General features: G+C 42.5%; 20 protein-coding genes. 16 read left to right on the plus strand and 4 right to left on the minus strand.

What is annotated here, in order from left to right:
• Positions 1-104: 104 nt before the first annotated feature.
• Entirely contained in the window at positions 105-959 is an 855-nt protein-coding gene (locus P0M28_RS10130; RefSeq protein WP_302205892.1) for a helix-turn-helix domain-containing protein, read from the minus strand.
• Positions 960-1,045: 86 nt separating this feature from the next.
• Between P0M28_RS10130 and P0M28_RS10135 the strand changes: the two genes are divergently transcribed.
• The 16 genes from P0M28_RS10135 to P0M28_RS10210 all read left to right on the plus strand — a co-directional run bounded on the left by P0M28_RS10135 (position 1,046) and on the right by P0M28_RS10210 (position 12,321).
• The gene (locus tag P0M28_RS10135; protein ID WP_302205894.1) at positions 1,046-1,261 is read left to right on the plus strand and encodes a hypothetical protein; all 216 of its coding nucleotides are present in this window, start codon (positions 1,046-1,048) and stop codon (positions 1,259-1,261) included.
• 3 nt (positions 1,262-1,264) lie between these two features.
• A complete protein-coding gene (locus P0M28_RS10140) occupies positions 1,265-3,343 on the plus strand; it encodes a DDE-type integrase/transposase/recombinase (RefSeq protein WP_302205896.1) in 2,079 nt (692 codons plus the stop codon).
• Between the two features lie 63 nt (positions 3,344-3,406).
• A complete protein-coding gene (locus P0M28_RS10145) occupies positions 3,407-4,273 on the plus strand; it encodes an AAA family ATPase (RefSeq protein ID WP_302205898.1) in 867 nt (288 codons plus the stop codon).
• Between the two features lie 10 nt (positions 4,274-4,283).
• On the plus strand, positions 4,284-4,676 hold the full coding sequence (locus tag P0M28_RS10150) for a hypothetical protein (RefSeq protein ID WP_302205899.1): 393 nt from the start codon (positions 4,284-4,286) through the stop codon (positions 4,674-4,676).
• Positions 4,677-4,679: 3 nt separating this feature from the next.
• Positions 4,680-5,069: a hypothetical protein gene (locus tag P0M28_RS10155; protein WP_302205901.1), complete on the plus strand. Its 390-nt coding sequence runs from the start codon at positions 4,680-4,682 to the stop codon at positions 5,067-5,069.
• 53 nt (positions 5,070-5,122) lie between these two features.
• A complete protein-coding gene (locus P0M28_RS10160; protein WP_302205903.1) occupies positions 5,123-5,611 on the plus strand; it encodes a hypothetical protein in 489 nt (162 codons plus the stop codon).
• A 79-nt stretch (positions 5,612-5,690) separates the two neighbouring features.
• Positions 5,691-6,056 (plus strand): terminase gpP N-terminus-related DNA-binding protein, encoded by a 366-nt coding sequence (locus P0M28_RS10165; RefSeq protein ID WP_302205905.1) that lies wholly within the window; start codon positions 5,691-5,693, stop codon positions 6,054-6,056.
• 166 nt (positions 6,057-6,222) lie between these two features.
• Positions 6,223-6,477, plus strand: a complete 255-nt coding sequence (locus tag P0M28_RS10170; protein WP_302205907.1) for a hypothetical protein — start codon at positions 6,223-6,225, stop codon at positions 6,475-6,477.
• 167 nt (positions 6,478-6,644) lie between these two features.
• Entirely contained in the window at positions 6,645-7,493 is an 849-nt protein-coding gene (locus P0M28_RS10175) for a Clp protease ClpP (RefSeq protein ID WP_302205909.1), read from the plus strand.
• A gap of 133 nt (positions 7,494-7,626) precedes the next feature.
• Positions 7,627-7,920, plus strand: a complete 294-nt coding sequence (locus P0M28_RS10180; protein WP_302205911.1) for a hypothetical protein — start codon at positions 7,627-7,629, stop codon at positions 7,918-7,920.
• 33 nt (positions 7,921-7,953) lie between these two features.
• Entirely contained in the window at positions 7,954-8,319 is a 366-nt protein-coding gene (locus P0M28_RS10185; RefSeq protein ID WP_302205912.1) for a hypothetical protein, read from the plus strand.
• On the plus strand, positions 8,303-8,689 hold the full coding sequence (locus tag P0M28_RS10190; RefSeq protein ID WP_302205914.1) for a hypothetical protein: 387 nt from the start codon (positions 8,303-8,305) through the stop codon (positions 8,687-8,689). Before P0M28_RS10185 ends, P0M28_RS10190 begins: the two co-directional genes overlap by 17 nt.
• A gap of 24 nt (positions 8,690-8,713) precedes the next feature.
• Complete coding sequence (locus tag P0M28_RS10195; protein WP_302205915.1) at positions 8,714-9,352, plus strand: hypothetical protein; 639 nt, start codon at positions 8,714-8,716, stop codon at positions 9,350-9,352.
• Between the two features lie 20 nt (positions 9,353-9,372).
• Positions 9,373-9,699 (plus strand): hypothetical protein, encoded by a 327-nt coding sequence (locus P0M28_RS10200; RefSeq protein WP_302205916.1) that lies wholly within the window; start codon positions 9,373-9,375, stop codon positions 9,697-9,699.
• Positions 9,700-9,735: 36 nt separating this feature from the next.
• On the plus strand, positions 9,736-11,778 hold the full coding sequence (locus P0M28_RS10205) for a tape measure protein (RefSeq protein ID WP_302205918.1): 2,043 nt from the start codon (positions 9,736-9,738) through the stop codon (positions 11,776-11,778).
• A 12-nt stretch (positions 11,779-11,790) separates the two neighbouring features.
• The gene (locus P0M28_RS10210; protein WP_302205920.1) at positions 11,791-12,321 is read left to right on the plus strand and encodes a hypothetical protein; all 531 of its coding nucleotides are present in this window, start codon (positions 11,791-11,793) and stop codon (positions 12,319-12,321) included.
• 261 nt (positions 12,322-12,582) lie between these two features.
• On the opposite strand, the gene P0M28_RS10215 is transcribed toward P0M28_RS10210, so the two are convergent.
• From P0M28_RS10215 to P0M28_RS10225, 3 genes are all read right to left on the minus strand, one after another.
• Positions 12,583-13,170: a P63C domain-containing protein gene (locus tag P0M28_RS10215; protein WP_302205922.1), complete on the minus strand. Its 588-nt coding sequence runs from the start codon at positions 13,168-13,170 to the stop codon at positions 12,583-12,585.
• Positions 13,157-14,362: an ImmA/IrrE family metallo-endopeptidase gene (locus tag P0M28_RS10220; RefSeq protein WP_302205924.1), complete on the minus strand. Its 1,206-nt coding sequence runs from the start codon at positions 14,360-14,362 to the stop codon at positions 13,157-13,159. Before P0M28_RS10220 ends, P0M28_RS10215 begins: the two co-directional genes overlap by 14 nt.
• Positions 14,363-15,395: 1,033 nt before the next feature.
• Positions 15,396-16,463 (minus strand): hypothetical protein, encoded by a 1,068-nt coding sequence (locus tag P0M28_RS10225; protein WP_302209795.1) that lies wholly within the window; start codon positions 16,461-16,463, stop codon positions 15,396-15,398.
• Positions 16,464-16,465 lie beyond the last annotated feature (2 nt).

Here is a 16,465-nt window from a genome sequence, read left to right on the forward strand (position 1 = left end):
TGGAGTTCAAACGAAAAGTCAACTTCTTCCGGTTTCTGCTGTTTTTGACAACTTTTAATGCAAAAAATGAGGGGATAAATTCCATTTACGCTATTTGACTTCCATTATTCGGAAGGAGTATTTTTCGACCGACATTCTTCTTTGGATACACTCCACTTCTCATAAAACTTCTTTTCGTCCATTGTTGCACAGTCATATTCTTTTTCAATCTGTTGGCTATCGAGTGTACTTCCTTGTATCACCACTTGATATGCATGAGGGTATAAGGGAACAATTATATTTTTAAGTAGCGTGTTTATATCTTTACTTATTGTCTTGAGTAATTCATCCATCGATTTGGCTTCTCCAAGAATTTGATCAACTGCTGTAAAAGCCTCATTTTCAGTTCTTTTACCATTAACAACCCCCATAAAAATCGCAGCCATCTCTATTCTATATGTATCATAGATATGCTCCAGAACTCTATTGAAATCTCTATAATCAGGATAAAAGAAAGCCTTTAGTATTTCTAGTTTATTGGGTCTGCCTTTCCAGTATTCAATTTCCAAATGCATCACTTTCCTTATCTTAGAATTCTCCTCCTCATCGTCAGATAGATTATTAAATAACATGCTACTCGATGAGGCAGGCTGCTCTTTGCCTACTTTTTGACTTTTTTTTGTCCCGGACAGATTTGTGACACGATCCGTGACATTGGCAGTTTCAAATATGTCATTATTTTCATACTCTATAATTTCGTTAAGTATTTTTTCATCTAACTTTTTTGCAATTAGAGTATTTAGATCGATTTCAAAAAAATCGGCAATTTTAACAAGATCGTTTATATCAGGCATAGATTTTCCGTGCTCATAGCTACTAATGGCACTTTTCTTCTTATCTAACAGATTTGCTAGATCGGTTTGAGTAGCTTTGCGGGCTTTTCTCAACAGTTTGATATTATTGGAAAAATGATTATCCATTATCTTTTTATTGATCGATAATAATTGACTTAAAGTACAAAATTAACTAACTTTGTGTTAAAGGTAATAAATAAAACTTAAAAGTTATGATTAACCGAAAAGAGATAAAGCACGCATTGCCACACGGCAAGCTATCGGAAATAGCTAAAGAGGCTGGGGTCTCAAAACCTTCGGTCAGTATCTGGTTTGCCGGAAAGATCAACAGCGAACGAATCGAAAAGGCAGCTGTCAAAATCTATGTACAGCATAAAAAAGAGCGCAATAAGCTGAAGAAAGAATTGCAATCGGTAGAAAATTTGTAGCACATGCGGGACGGGAAAAACTTTTTGATAGGAGATATACCTCATATTTCTCGAGAATACATGCGACGGCATGGTATCGAGGATGGTGCAATAAGGCAAGATCAACGGCGGGATCGTGAGAAAGGTACCAACCGTTGGAGCCAGAACTACATCCAATATAAAGACATACCTGGTCCTACAAAAGAATCACTTCCTGACCGGGAAAGCATTGTTGCCGAAATTGAGCTTGAAGCAACTAAGAGCAAATTAGCTGGCCAAAATCAAAAGCTTAGAGAGCAAGTGTTTCGTTTAAACGAGGCAGTGTCAAAATGGCAAAAACACCGGAATCAGGTAATGAATGATATACGCTGTAAGGATTTGACCTCTCACGAAATAAAGCAGGTATGTAGAAAAGTAGCTTTGTACCGAGAGCTACTAGTAATGAAAAAAGAGGGGGTGCGAGGAAGATTTGAAGCATACCAACAGGTTTCAATTACTAATTATAAGAAGTTCAAAAACGATTCAAGTTTATCTAGAAAGTTAACTATAGCCGAACAGGACGTAGTAGGCGCAATACTCCATCAAGGTAGAGGAAACTCTAATTCTCGAAAAACAACTAAAGAACACGAAGAATGGATAATATTTTATTCTACCATAGGAAAGGCGTATTCACCCTCTCAGATTCTAGAGCGAGTGAATTGTTTGTGTGGCATTTACGAGCTTAACGAAATAAGCCTTTCCAGTGTAAAGCGAGTGCGGAATATTCCGAACAATCATGAGCTTATTGAGGTGTTTGATAGAGATCAGAGCACGCGCACCACACTGAAACTTGCATTACCGCTTCATGCAGGTGACCAGTATCAGGTAGATGAATATAAGTTAGAATTCTATTATGATGATGAAAGAACCAATGGTAGTCAGTGGAATACCATGTACCTATTTACGGTAATGGATGTTTACAGCCGGAAAATTGTGGCTTACAACTTTAACGAGGTAAGTGACCGTTGGCTATTTCTCAGTACACTTAAAATGGCAGTAAAACTCTATGGTTTTTTACCTCACGAAATTGTCTCAGATAATCATTCAGCAAACCAAACCTTTGAGGTTAAGGATTTTAAAGATGCACTGGATAAGCTAGAGGTTACATGGACAGTAGATAGCAACCCACGCAGGAAAGCAGTTCTGGAGCGATGGCACGACACTTTTCAGAATAGCATGAAACATTATTTTGGCTTTAAAGGAGGGTCGCCAAAAGACAAACGACAGGGTAGTAGACCTGCTGAACGCCTTCTTAAGCTATACACCAAACGAAGCAATGTCCGTGACCGAAATGGTCTTATCCTTTTGGCAATGGAGGGAATTGAGCGGTACAATAATACCCCTTTACCCAAGCGCAAGGGAAAAACGCCCAATGAGCTATTTAAAGAGTCAAAAAAGCCTAATGTAGTTCCGGTAGATGATGAAACACTAATTAACCTGTTTTGGCTCAAGGCGGAAGAAACAATTAGAGATTCAAAAGTAGTATTTACACGACAAAAGATAACGCATGAATACCCATTGGCTTTTGCTTCTCACGAAATCCGCCAGCAGTGGAATAATCAGAAAGTAATCGTGTGCTACGACGAGAAAGATTACTCGGAAATATTTATTCTCGATCCATCTAACAGACGACTGATTACAAGCTTAAAAGAAATGCCTAATCTACACGGGGATAAAGCCAATCAGACCAAAGAAGATTTGGACTACATGGCTAAGATAGCGGCGAAAGACAAAGCCTATAATAACCATCTAAAGCAGCAAATTGAAAGTTTGGGAAGTAGCATTGTGTCTAGAATTACCCCTGATGCTTCTCACTATATGACTCATGGAAAAGAGGTTGCCCGACAAGCTGAGGACATTTACATGAGAAATGAGCTTATGGAAATTCAAGGAATTGATCCTGACAACATTAAACCTATCAATGAGAAAAGTGATCTGGAACTGAGTCCGGCGACTAGACCCATCCTAGCCCGTCAGGAGAAGGAGGGGCGAGCTATCAAAAACGCCTTCAAAGGTGATAGAAACCTGTCTATTTACATTCCTGATGAAGAGGATGAAGAATAAAAAAAGCCGCTGGGACGGGATAGCGGCTCCTGTTAATGCTTGTAAAACCAAACAATAATAATAATGACGAATTTAGTTGAAAAACATGACATTCAAAAGAAACTTGTTGTATATCAGCAAGAAACTGGGCTAAGTTATGGGCACATTGCTCAACAAGTAGGATGTAGTACAGCCATTATTAGCAACGTCGCCAACGGGAAGTTTGATAACATCAGCCCTGCTATGTTGCAAAAGGTCAATCAGGTAGTTACCTCTCAAAAGGAGAGTTTTCATGTCCTGACTACCAACAATTTCAATGATATTTTTAAGACCTGTCAACAGGCAAAATCTCATCAATTTATGATTGGGCTGATTGGGGATACAGGACTAGGTAAAACCCTAGCCCTAAAAGAATTCTCCCGACGTAAGCAGGTCTACTATATTGAGTACTGTCCAACTATGACTCCCAAGAACTTTTTTGAGGAGCTCCTAAAAGCAATGGGTGTAGCTTTCATCGGGTCAAAGCATGAAATGCTGAACCGGATTGCTGAGGAACTTAATGCGGTGAGAAATACCCTGTTAATCATTGATGAGGTAGGTCAAATGAGCCAAGCAATGTTTCAGTATCTACATACGCTACGAAACAAAACTATGTTCAATGCCGGAATGGTGCTCTCTGGGATGCCTTACTTTGAAGAGTATCTCAAGAAGCTAGTCCGGCAGCAAAAGCAGGGGGCATCGGAGTTCTTTCGTAGAATTAATCTGTGGCAATACCTCAAGGTGCCCACTAAGAAGGAAAAGCGGAATATGTGTATGGCCTACGGTATTCATGATGAATCTGTCATTGGCGAAATGAATAAGTACCGCGACTTCGGAAGTCTGTACAATGGCATATTGTTTCATCAGCTATTAAACGCTCCACTCAAAGAAAAAGAGATCGCCACCCTTTAACGAACTACTCATGAAACCACGAAAGCTAGAAACCTACGCCCAAAAAGCGCAAGCCTTAGCCGAACTCACCGAGCGGTTGAAGGAAGTACCCAATCCCGATATTCAGGATGCACTCCGTTTGGCGAAGCTTTGCCATGAAAAGATGCTACAGCATAAGCGAGCGATTCAGCAGCGAGAAAAGACCAATCGTCGATTAGAGAAAGCGATCAAGAAGGAGAAAGAAAAAGTCCGTATGCTTGAATCCGGCATTTACCAACATAGCTGCTCCTCAGAAACTATGTCAGAAATTATTCAACTACAACGAAAACAAATTGCTGAACTGGAAGCCGAGCGAACCCGACTGAAAGCCAAGAAAAAAGCGCATTTACCTTTAAAATTCAATCCATTTATTCACCAAAACTAATTTATGATGATTCGATTTAATCAAGAAGAAAACCAGTACGAAGTAGTCATTCCACTTATAAACGGAGTACAGGAGGTAGCTACCTATCAAGAGGCTATCCAGGCGGTTGTAGAGGTCTGCAAGTATCACGACAGTGATGTATTTATCAACCCGCACTATGCTTACCAACTGATTAACCTGATGCACGTATTCAGCCTAGACATATGGCAAATGAGTGCGATAGAGAAAACGGGGGTGCTGGAACGAACAACTCATTTTGATACCCCTCCGAATATTACCAAGCTAGAAGAGGAGTTAGCAACCTTAAAACAACTGCTACAGAAAAAGGGGGTATACAATCCTACAGCAGATATGGCGCAGCCAGCTAGTACATGTGATGCACCCTTAAAGTAAGGTCATTGATTCAACATATCACTATTAATTTTTTTTACTTAATCACCGCAATCATGTCAGAAAGAAGAAGAACTTCAGAACAAAACCGTAAACTTCACCTGTTACTCCAGGATTTGGGATTGATGGACGAAAAGCCCTCCCTCGCCTTAGAATTTTCTAGGGGGCGAACTGAGCGAACCTCCCAACTAAGCCAGCAGGAATGTCGGTTACTGATTGACCACCTTGACCAATTTGCTTCTAAGACTGTTCGCTCGGCTGAAATCATGCGCCGTAAAGTCTTTGTGTATTGCTATGCGTTGGGCTGGATCAGTCCGGCCCGTAGCCCCCAGGATCACGCCTTTAACCGAACGGTAATCGATAACTTCCTATTAAAGCGGGGTTATCGGAAAAAGAGACTTCATGAGTACACTTATGAAGAGCTTCCGAAGCTACTGAATCAGTTTGAGCAAATTAGCAAGCACAATGAGGCTAGTCAGCATAACAAAAAAGTGGCCTCTATGCTACAGGAGCTTAATATTTCGGTGGCTGCCAAGGTTGCCTAAGCTATTTTTAAAGTAGGGTTTACGTGTTCATAAAGGATGCTTAAACCCTTTTTTATTCCCTACTAACCCCAATGAAAACATGGCCTATTCCAAAGAAACAAAACAACACGCCAAGCAGCTTTTTGAGCAAGGTAAACCAATCGCGGTTATTGCTTCACGGATAGGTTGTGACGAAAAAACGGTTCGTAATTGGATAAGTAAATACAATTGGCGGGGTGATGGGATACCAGCCGAGCACCCCACAATACCAAATCGGTCGGAAGCTACCGCCCTTGTGCGCAAGAAGCACCAATATATTTGGGAGCAATATGAGAAACTTATCTGGGACAGCGAACACCAAGTACGCCGTAACAAACGCGACGTTATTCAAAAACTGGCTAATGAATTTTTTGTACGCCCAGTTACTGTTCGTAAAATCATTGCTAAAAAACAGGCCCAGCGATAAGCCATTCCTTTCTCATTCGTTACGCCCTCTCTTCTCTAATTGCCGAATTGTCCTAAATCCCGCTCGCCTTTACCAGAAAATACACTATCTACGTAATCCGGTGATTTTTTCCTTGCTATTCTCTCACTACTTCTTTCTCTTTGCTTTAAGACCAAAAAAAATACGGATGAACCTAGCTACCCCAACCGACCCAGGGAGTTCAGAAGAGAAGTACCGACAGTCCCGGCGTAAAAACATGGAAGTGCGCTACCGAAAGATACAGCAGCGCGAGCGGGAACTTGCTTCCCAAACCATCGAGGGGTTGTCGCTAACCAGTCATCAAGTTAAGCAAAAACTGATGAGCGAATTTGGGATTAGCTACCAGACCGTTTGCACTGCGTTGGCTTATCAATTCAGGTCAAAACAAAACAGGCAATTTTAAAGCTCCCTACGGAGGGCTTGGTCAAATGAAAGGAACACTGCCTAAAAAATGCGATCGTCGATTCTGTGGGATTTTAAACACCTTTTAAACGCTCCTACGAAAGTGGGTAGCGGTTGGGCGGTAATCAATGTTTGACAACGAGGGCGATACCCTTAAATTTTAGAAAAATGAGCGTGAAAGGTTTGTGGGATTTTCAAGCGGCCAAAGGAGAGGCTGCGGAAGTACTGATGTACGGAAATATCGCCCAGTGGAGTGCGGTGAACGCCAAGTGGTTCGGTCAGCATATCCAAGAACTGGAAAAGAATTTTGATGCTGCTGTGCTACGGGTTCATTCCCCAGGCGGTTCTATCTTTGAAGGGATTGCGATGTACCACGTACTACAAACCACCTCGCTGACCGTCACCGTAGTCATTGAGGGACTTGCCGCCAGTATGATGTCCGCCGTCATTATGGGGGCGGATACACGCAAGATCGCTACCATCGGCCGCATCATGCTCCATCAAGGCCGGGGGGCTGCCAGTGGTACGGGAAACGAACTGATCCGACGAGGCCGACTCCTGAACGCCCTCAATGAAGATTTGGCGATGATGTACGCCGAGGTGACCGGGAAAGAGAAAGCGTGGATACTAGCCCACTGGTTGAAAGAAGGGGTAGATACGTGGTTTAATGCCCAAGAGGCCCTAAAGGCAAAGCTGGTTAATGGAGTGATCGCTTCTACTAAACAGCTATCCGCCCCGCAGAAAGCTGCTCAGGCAGCCCACTGGGCAGATTTGGCAGCCTGTTATGACCCAGTGTTTGCGCCACAAACCCGGTCGGTTGCACCGATCACAGCGAATACTGACACAGTAGCAGCTTTCATCGCCTTAGGTAAAGAGCGCGGGGTAATTACCGCCAGAAACCAAACGGCATGGATACAGCTAGCTACCAATGACTACGCTACTGCTGTCAAGATACTCAAGAGCAAGCCAGCGATGAAGAAAAGTCCGGCAGCGCGCATCAATGATGCTTTACGTTAATACGATATGATATTTTCGGTCATATTATCTAAAAAAGAATGGGGTCTTGCCCTATTCCTTTTTTTCTGAATTGTCGCGGAATAGAGGTAGTTAGCTTCTTTCCGCTTTATATATCACCAAACTCAATTATACAATGGCAAGAAACTCAAAAAAAATCTCTACAGTAGTGACCCTAACGGGGGATGCTGACTCGATTATAGCAGCTTTTGATACTTGGAAACAGGATGGGGTCACCGTGAAGAAACTCTCTGTGCCCGCAGATTTGCTGGCTAATGCGCTCACAGAAGAAAATGTGGAGGTAAAAGTATCCCTACACGGGGATATGGAAGCAGTCTACGGCAGAGCGTATGATGTTTTAGAAAAAGCCAGTGTGCGGCGGTATACTAGCGAATATGATGGTGTAGCCGTTGACCACACCAGCTATTAACGCAACCGCTAGTTAGCCTTTAAAGAGCGTGTTATGGCAGAAAAAACATACTTCAAACCAGCAAAACACACAGGTTGGATGGAGATGATCGGCCCGGAAAAGTGGGTGCTAGCCTTCGCTGCGGGGTTTAGCATGGAAAACCTAGCCGTAGATTCCATTTGGATGCGGGCTGTTTCGCAGACCGATGCCCTGAAGAAATTAGAAAAGATTGGCTATACCTCCTACTTTCTGATATTGAAGACTGCCCGCAGCCCGCAGGAGGAAGAGATACTCAGGCGGCTTCTTCAGGCTGCCCGGCATCATAAAATCCGGTTCTTCCCCTTATCCGAGGAGGAGCTACCTGACCACAAAAAACTCCGTTATTTAATGCAAAAGTGTACCCATGCCCTCATCGATTAAATACTTTAAGCGAACGGACATTTCCCGAAGATTTAGGCTTAGTGGGCCTGTTCAACTGTTACAAGCGTTGCTGACCCACTTAGCACAATCAGGCCTGTTGCAATCTACCGAGTTTAGTGGGCACTACTCTGTAGAACCAGTAAGCAACAATATGCTTACTAAAGCAGTAGCTCAGATCAACGTGCAAATGAAGCGCGCTTACCAGTCGCTTTACGCTTCTCACCAAGAAGACGACTGGGGTGAAAGGCCGCCTTCAAACCGTATTCCTTGCAGCCATTATCAAGTGCAACTAACGGGCGATCCCGATAGGATCAATAGTTACCTCAATCGTTTTGTACGCGATGGCGGCACCATTCAAGTTCAATCATAAATAGTTCTTATAAATACTATCATCATGAAAAAACAGCTTTATTTCGATAAACCAGCCTACGAACACGCGCTTCGTGGAGCGAAGTCCCTATTAGAAACTCTCCAGGAATCAGTGGATGAGATTAACCGCCTTCAACTCAAAGAGTCGCTTACATCGGAAGATTTACTCCAGCTACTCAAGAACCCGAAAACCTTCATAGTTGATGCTTTCTTGGAAAAGCAAGGGGCCGGTATTGCCGCCTTACCCCTGAAGAAGGAAAAAATGATCGACCTGCTAGACCTACCCGAAGGCTGTGAAGAATGCGTATTGTGTATTCAAAAAGCAAAACAGGTATTCCAGGAAAGCAATAACTTGCACCAAGTGCTACGGTCTATTGACAGTTACGAACTTCAAAATAGCCGGGTACAGGTAAAACAATCTGCTAAAGATCGGTTAGCTGAATTCTTTACCTTTTACATCACTAGCGAGCGGCAAGAAAAGGTTCACGCCCAGTTGAAAATAATTTCGGAGGCCATGAACAAATTAGCGGATATGGGGGTGATGGGTAACGAGGCGCGCGCCACCTTTATTAAAGAAGCTCTACTACCTCAATCAAGTAGCTTGGGCTATCATAATCCTGCTGAGACGATTCGGCCTAACCATCGCTTTATTATCAAAAAGTAATCCCTTCAACCCTAGCACTCATGCCTTCACTGAAAATGTCACAAGACCCTTCCGATCTAGAACTCATGCTGCGTGAGTTCGCTGAAAAGATCGGCCCTAACTTTGATTTGATAGATTTCTTTCGCCATCGTGTCTCTCAGGCCGGGACTGCTTACCTGGAGGTGTGTAAGAATATTGCTGTATTAGAAAGGCAAAAGCAAACCAGTAAAGCGGATAAAAAGAAACTCAAGGAGTTGCGCCAGCAGCGGCAAAAAATCCTGAATTCCTGCAAACGGATAGAGTGGTGTACGGAGGAAATGATCGCTTTTTCTAAAGATAGCCAACATGCTGAAAAAGAAGAAAAGTAACGATTACCCTTACGATACTTATTTACGCTAGTACCCATGCCAAAAGTCTATGAATATACGCTCAAGCTTCGCGATAACGTTAGCCCTACGCTACAGAAGCTCAACAAACTAGTAGGGAAGTCCAATACTACTTTTGGCAAGTTGAAGCGTATGGCGGGCCGAGCCGGAAACGCCTTATATGATGCGGGACGAAAAGGGGCGAAAGGTATGCGGGAGTACGTGAACCGACTCTCTGAAGCAGCCAAGAAAACCCGGGTATTCAATAAGCAAGTAAACGGGCTTCGGAATACTGTTATCGGATTTCTATCGGTGACTGCCGGGGCGCAATTGTTTGCAGGAGTCGTAAACGCTACTGCCCGAATGGAAAGCCTCAATAATGCCATCGCCTTTGCTTCAGGAAGCACCCAGGAAGCGCGTAAGAATTTAGAGTTTCTGGATAACACCGTAGATGCGCTTGGTTTGGATTTGATGGCCACCAAAGATGGTTTTCGGCTTTTTGCGGGAGCGATGCGCGGCAGTAAACTGGCGGGGGAGGCGACCCGTGAAATTTTTGAATCCGTTGGTATTGCCAGTGCCTCCATGAACCTGACGGCTGACCAGACAAAGGGAACGTTCAAAGCACTCTCTGATATGATGGGCAAAGGGAAAGTGGAGGCAGAGGAGTTGCGAGGACAATTGGGTGAGCGGATTCCAGGGGCCTTCAATATTGCCGCGCGGGCAATGGGAATGACCAGTGGGGAGTTAGACAAATTTATGAGTGATGGCAAGCTGCTAGCAGAAGATTTTCTACCCCGTTTTGCCCAACAACTACGCCGTGAGTTTGTCGGAGGGCTAGACGATGCTACCAACTCACTTCAGGCGAATCTTAATCGGGCTAGAAATGAGTGGACTCGGTTACAAGTATTCTTTGGGGGTATGTTAGCCCCTACCATTGTGAAAGTCGCCAAAGCACTGGGAACGATGCTGCTGTATGTTAAAGAGAACTGGGATACCATCAAACGATACAGCTCCTATCTGGCCGGGGCAATCGGTATTTTTGCCGCCTATAAAGTTACCTTTATAGGGGTTGCTAGTGCCCTTAAATTGGCGACTACTGCAACGGCTTTATTGCGGGGGCAAATGACCTTGCTGAACCTGGTAGCCGCAGCGAACCCAATTGGCATGGTCACCATTGGAATTATGGCAGTAGCCGGGGCGGCTGTCTGGGCATACAATAAATTTGAAACATTCCGAGGGGGAGTGTGGGGGCTATGGGAAGCCTTCAAAGAAGTGTTTGCTAATATTGGTACACTGGCGACAGAAACTTTTGGGGGATTGAAAGAAATGATAGCGGGAGCTCTGTCCTTTGATGCCAAACGTATGATGAAGGGTATTGCCCAAGCGAAACACGCTTCTAGCGTATTTGGCAACCAAGTTGCTTCTAAGTACAGAAAGGGGTACCACGAAGGCACACAAAAAGAACCCCTGAGCCTGGATATGCTACTCGGCAACCTTCCTTCTACCGATAAATACCGTGATAAGCTCAACGAGCTGTTAGCCGGACTAGGTAATGAATTTGATACATCTACTTTCACTTCCGTACCGAAAAAACAGCAAAAGGTAAAAAACAATCCGTTCCAACGCTACGAGGAATTATTGTCACTGGCTAGTAACCAGGGTTCACTGGGGGCTAACCAGCGCAAGGGCTTGCAAAGCTCGATCATTAGTGGGTACGAGCAACTGGAGGGAATGCTCGCTAAGTTTCGCGTAGCGGAGCGCACGGGGCAAAAATTCAAAAGCCTGGAAGGTATCAATCGGGGGCGGGTAGAATCTACCCTGGGGCAACTCAGTGGGTACTATGCCGATGCGGTTAATAGCCAGAATGCGGAGAAAGAAGCGGAAGAAGAGCGGCGAGGGTTGGAAGCCATTACAGGGGGAGGCAAGAAAGTTACGAACATCTATATCCAACAACCCAAGATGGCCGAAACGATTGAAATGCACGTACAAGATGCCACCGGGGGAGTCGAAGAAGTGAGTGAGAAATTTGAGGAGTACTTCTATAAAATGCTGAATGACTTTAACCGAAATGGAGGACAATAAACCGTCAACAATATGAGTATAGTATCACCTTCCCAACCGTATCACCATTTGCTAAAAGAATCATCCTCGTTTTTCTGGGCCAAAGTCCTGACGGTCGCCCCTGACCAAGTACATTGTTCGGTAGCACCTGTTAATGAAGCAGGTTCCTCACCGCGCCAAGTACGGCTCCGACCTGCTAGTGAACCAGCCGGGCAAGGGCTATTCTTACTTCCTGAAGTTGGCTCGTTTGTAGGAGTAGTTTGGCTTTCCGATACACCAGAAGAATCCTGTATCGGTCTGTACACGGAAGTGAAGGAGCTTCGGTTCGTGCCCACTCCAGGTTGCTCTTTCACTAGCAATAGTCAGAAGATCACGGCTACCGTAGATGATAAGCATCTTCAACTATCCAGTGAAAAGCTATCCATCCAGACCAAACAGGGGGAGTTGAAAGAATTGAGTGATAAAGTGTTTTCATTGGCTAAGAAAACCTGCCCTAGTGATCTAACCAAAGAGCAAAAGCAGTTACTAGGGATAGCGAAGAAGCTGGTGGCAGCCCTTTCATAATAGGTTAGCCCCACGCTCTATTACCAATGATTGTTTGTATGAGTGGGAAAAAAAAGACCAAAAGATGTCAACTAACAAGCGAAGCTCACTATCGATATTGCTACGGGTGAAGCTGAAGATACTCCAGATATAGATGAAAGTAAAAACCCCTCTGCTGTTGAATTAGGTAGGCTAGGAGGTAAGGCAAGAGCTAAGAAGCTTTCACCCGAAAGGCGAAAGGAAATCGCTAAAGAGGTTGCTTTGAAACATTGGGGGGAAGAGCTAGTCAAAGATGCTTAGTTGAAATGGCAATCCATATACTTTTGCATGTTCCTTTTCAAACTGACTCCAAGTTTTACAACGCTTCATTATCACTTCTGATTCTTTAATATAATCTTCCAACTTTGTTACTTTTTCAGGAGTCAGAAATTGGAAATGCTTAAATAATCTGATGCCTATTTTGTCATACTTATTTTGATGCTCTAGTACTGGTAATACTTCTTTTGGAAAACGACCATATATGATGTCAATGGTATATTTAGCCACGACCTGTGGTTTTTTAGATATTTTTCCGTTTTTGGGTATCTCCCAACCATTTAGACGAAATACCTCTTTATACCAACCTTGTGTAAATCTAGATTTATAAGTGTTGATCTTGTCATCAATGTATTCAGCTAGCTCTTTAAGGTCTATAGTTTCTCCACTGATTAGTTTAATCTTCTCAGCCCTTTGTTCAAGGGCTTTATCAGAACCTTTACGTTGAATTAGTAAGTCAGGGCTAATTGCCAATTGCTTCCGTAAGGCATTATCTTCCTGTTCTTTTCTTAACTGCTCTACGGTTTTCTTACTTGAATTTTTAATCTTTTTCATAGTTTAGATTGTATATTTTATCGTTATAAAATTTTGCAACCTCTGATGCTGACATTTTATGATTTATCTCCTTAACCGCCCACAAATACCTATTAATATCTGGCAAGAATTCTTGTAACCATCCCCAACTATCTCTTTCTAGAGCTATCATTGTATATACTATGCTTGGATGAACATGATTAAGCCTAGCATATTCCTCAATAAATATTCGGTTATTATAGTGAGGTAAAACCTCTTGAACCTTCTCGTCGGAGAACAAGTAATCTTTTGCGAATTGATTAGCGACATCTTCAACCTCCACTTCTGTATAAAAATCAGTTTTATCAGAAATGTGGTATGAGTTAATCAAAATATCATCCCAATCGAAAAGGACATGATGTAATTCATGTAAAAGAGCAAACCATATTGTAGCGTAATTACCCTTATAATCGGACAAAACAATGGACGGTTTTTTGTTGACTGAAAATGTAGCACCTCTGATGTGTAGTTTTTTAAATTTTGGAAGATATATAACGGTGATACCCATTCTGTATAAGACTTTAATAACTTCCCAGATTCCTTTCTCGACACTCATTGAATGCCATCGAATTGTTGGAAAATATTCGATCAAAGCTTGCCTATCATACGGGATAGGGTTCTGTATTTTTCGAAAAACTTTTCGGGCATACTCTATCCAGTAGTTAAGCACCTGAACATCACTAGCAAGCTTTGCTGAACTGTAAGCTGGATTCACTACATCCTTTCTATAGTCAAAAATAGAATCGTAATTAAATATCCTAACTAACTCCCTCTCCACGTGATCTAGATCAGTTGCATCATCAATGACACCTTCATTTTTCAACTCTTTAAGGTTAAAATTTTCTGCTATAAATTTTCTTCTCTCGAGAGTGTGGATTTGCTCCTCATGTGGTTTTTTTAATGATTCTAGGTAAAGATTAACAGCCTCACCTACTGGAATTTCTAAAAATCGTGACAACTTCTTTAATGATATTATATCTACTCTGCTACCTGTTCCTTTGAGGAGTCCGTGTAACGCTCGACTCTCCATTTGCATAATTTCAAGGGCTCGAGTCTGATTAATTTGTAATTTTCCTAACTGCATTTCCCACCTCTCTTTCAATCCTCTTTTATCGTCATCATTATAGGATTGCAAAAGATTGCTAAGATCAATACCGTCCAAATCGTCTGCCATAAGATTTGTAGTTTTACAAATCAAAAATAGCTATTTAAAGCTAATAAGCAATGCTTTTAGTGCAATATTTGTAGTTTTACAAATATAATCATTTACCTTCAAGTTGAGGACACTTCGCTATGGGTAAATTCACGTATTGCGGATATTTCCATCAATACCGTTACTAAACTTCTGGTTAACTTTGGTAGAACCTGCATAGAGTTTCATAATAATCATGTGGTAAACGTGAAGTCTAAAGGCATTCGGTGTTATGAAATCTGTCGTTCTGCTATGCAAAGCAAAAGAACGTACTAGAGGAAATGAAAGGTAGCGGATCGGGAGGTGTGTGGACGTGGACGGCTATTAATGCTAACACTAAGCTAACTGTACCGGCACGTGGGTAGTCGCGATACTGATTCGGCTAATCTATTTATTTATGAAGGATGTGGCAGGCTGTTTATCTAATAGAGTGCAATTAACTATCGATGGACACAAAACCTATTTGAACGCTGTTTATGATGCTTTTGAAGGCATCATTGACTATGCTCAACTTACTGAAATATTCTGAAAAGAAGTAGGCACCTGTTAAGTGTATTGGTATCAAAAAAAGGAATCTTTGGCAATCCAGATGAAAAACATGTATCTACGAGTTACGTAGAGTGGCAAAATCTAACGGTGCGAATACATATGAGGAGGTTTACCCGTTTGACTAATGGATTTAGCAAGAAGCTGGAGAATCATTGCTATCCAACTGCCCTGCAATTTCTCTACAACAGTTGGGTGAAGATTCACAAAACATGGAGAGTAAATCCAGCGATGGAAGCAGGACTAACCAAGCGACCGATGGAAATCGTAGATATAGTTAAATTGATTGAAAAAGATTCAAACTGAGACACTACCTATATTCCCGAAACACCTTGTCACCCTTCTAGGTTGAAAGATAGTTATTTCGTAATTTTACGAGTAAATTAGAAAAGTGCAATTTCAATACATATTTTTCTAAATGTTTAAAAATTGTACTTTATTAGAAGCCAACCCCCTTACTATATTTTTTTTATTGACTTTTCGTTTGAACCAAAGTTGACTTTTTGTTTGACCGAATACACGTGCCGCAGTTAGCATTAGTAAAAGTAACTACGACACTGTAAAAGTAATCACCGTACGCCAAACCCCTAAAGCTACGTTCGGCTGATAGTCTAGTGCCACTGCGGGTCACGGTATGGCCCGAGGCACTCACCGTTTGAGCCGTGCCGTTAGATAACCTTCGCTTAAGTGTCCAGCTTGAGCCTTGAATACTGTAGCCCGAGGGAGTACTACCGCCAATATCCAGGCTGACCAACCCACGTTCGTTGCTGGAGCCTAGTTTGATCGGTGCCGTAGGGGCACTCCAGCTTTGGCTACCTAAGGCTACTGCTCCGGTGGGGCAGACTGTGACGGTACGTTTGAAAAGCGTCGTATTTAGGGTCTTGCAAGGATTATTGTATGAAACTGTAACTTCAATAGTGTGTGTGCCAATTTCGGAGCCACTAAAAGTAACGTTATGACTTCTCTTATTAGACCCACTCCCTAGTGTAGTAGCTCTTCCGTTGTATCGCTTTCTCCACGTGTAGTTGGTAATTCTTACCCCATTCAACCCACTCATACTGAAAGTGAATGCCTTAGTACTATTAGGTTGTACTGTTGTTGGAGAACTTCCCCAACTAGCTGTTGGTGATACCTGCTCTATTGTATTGACTCGTACGACCTCAGAGAAATTGTTTACCGAAAAATCCCTAAATTTCGGTTCAATATTGTACGTACCCACTTTTTTCCATCTAATAAATACCTGTCCTAAAAGCCAGCCTCCAAAAGCATCGCTCCCATTATCACGATTCAAGAAAAAACTAGCTGATAAAATCTTTAGATCATTATTTTCATCCCCCACTTTCATAGATCTACCATTTACTACGATGTTAGACACAGTAACTGGTCCCGTATCTCTAAAAATAGGCTCATCGTACTCAAATGGGATATATATTTGTTGGCCTACACATACGTCGGTTTGACCCCACGAGGAATTAGTAATAAACACTACCTGAAGTAGTACCAACCAATAGAAAATTGTTTTTCCTGCTGTTATCATAC

This window comes from Tunicatimonas pelagia, from assembly GCF_030506325.1.
GTDB classification, from domain to species: Bacteria; Bacteroidota; Bacteroidia; order Cytophagales; family Cyclobacteriaceae; genus Tunicatimonas; species Tunicatimonas pelagia.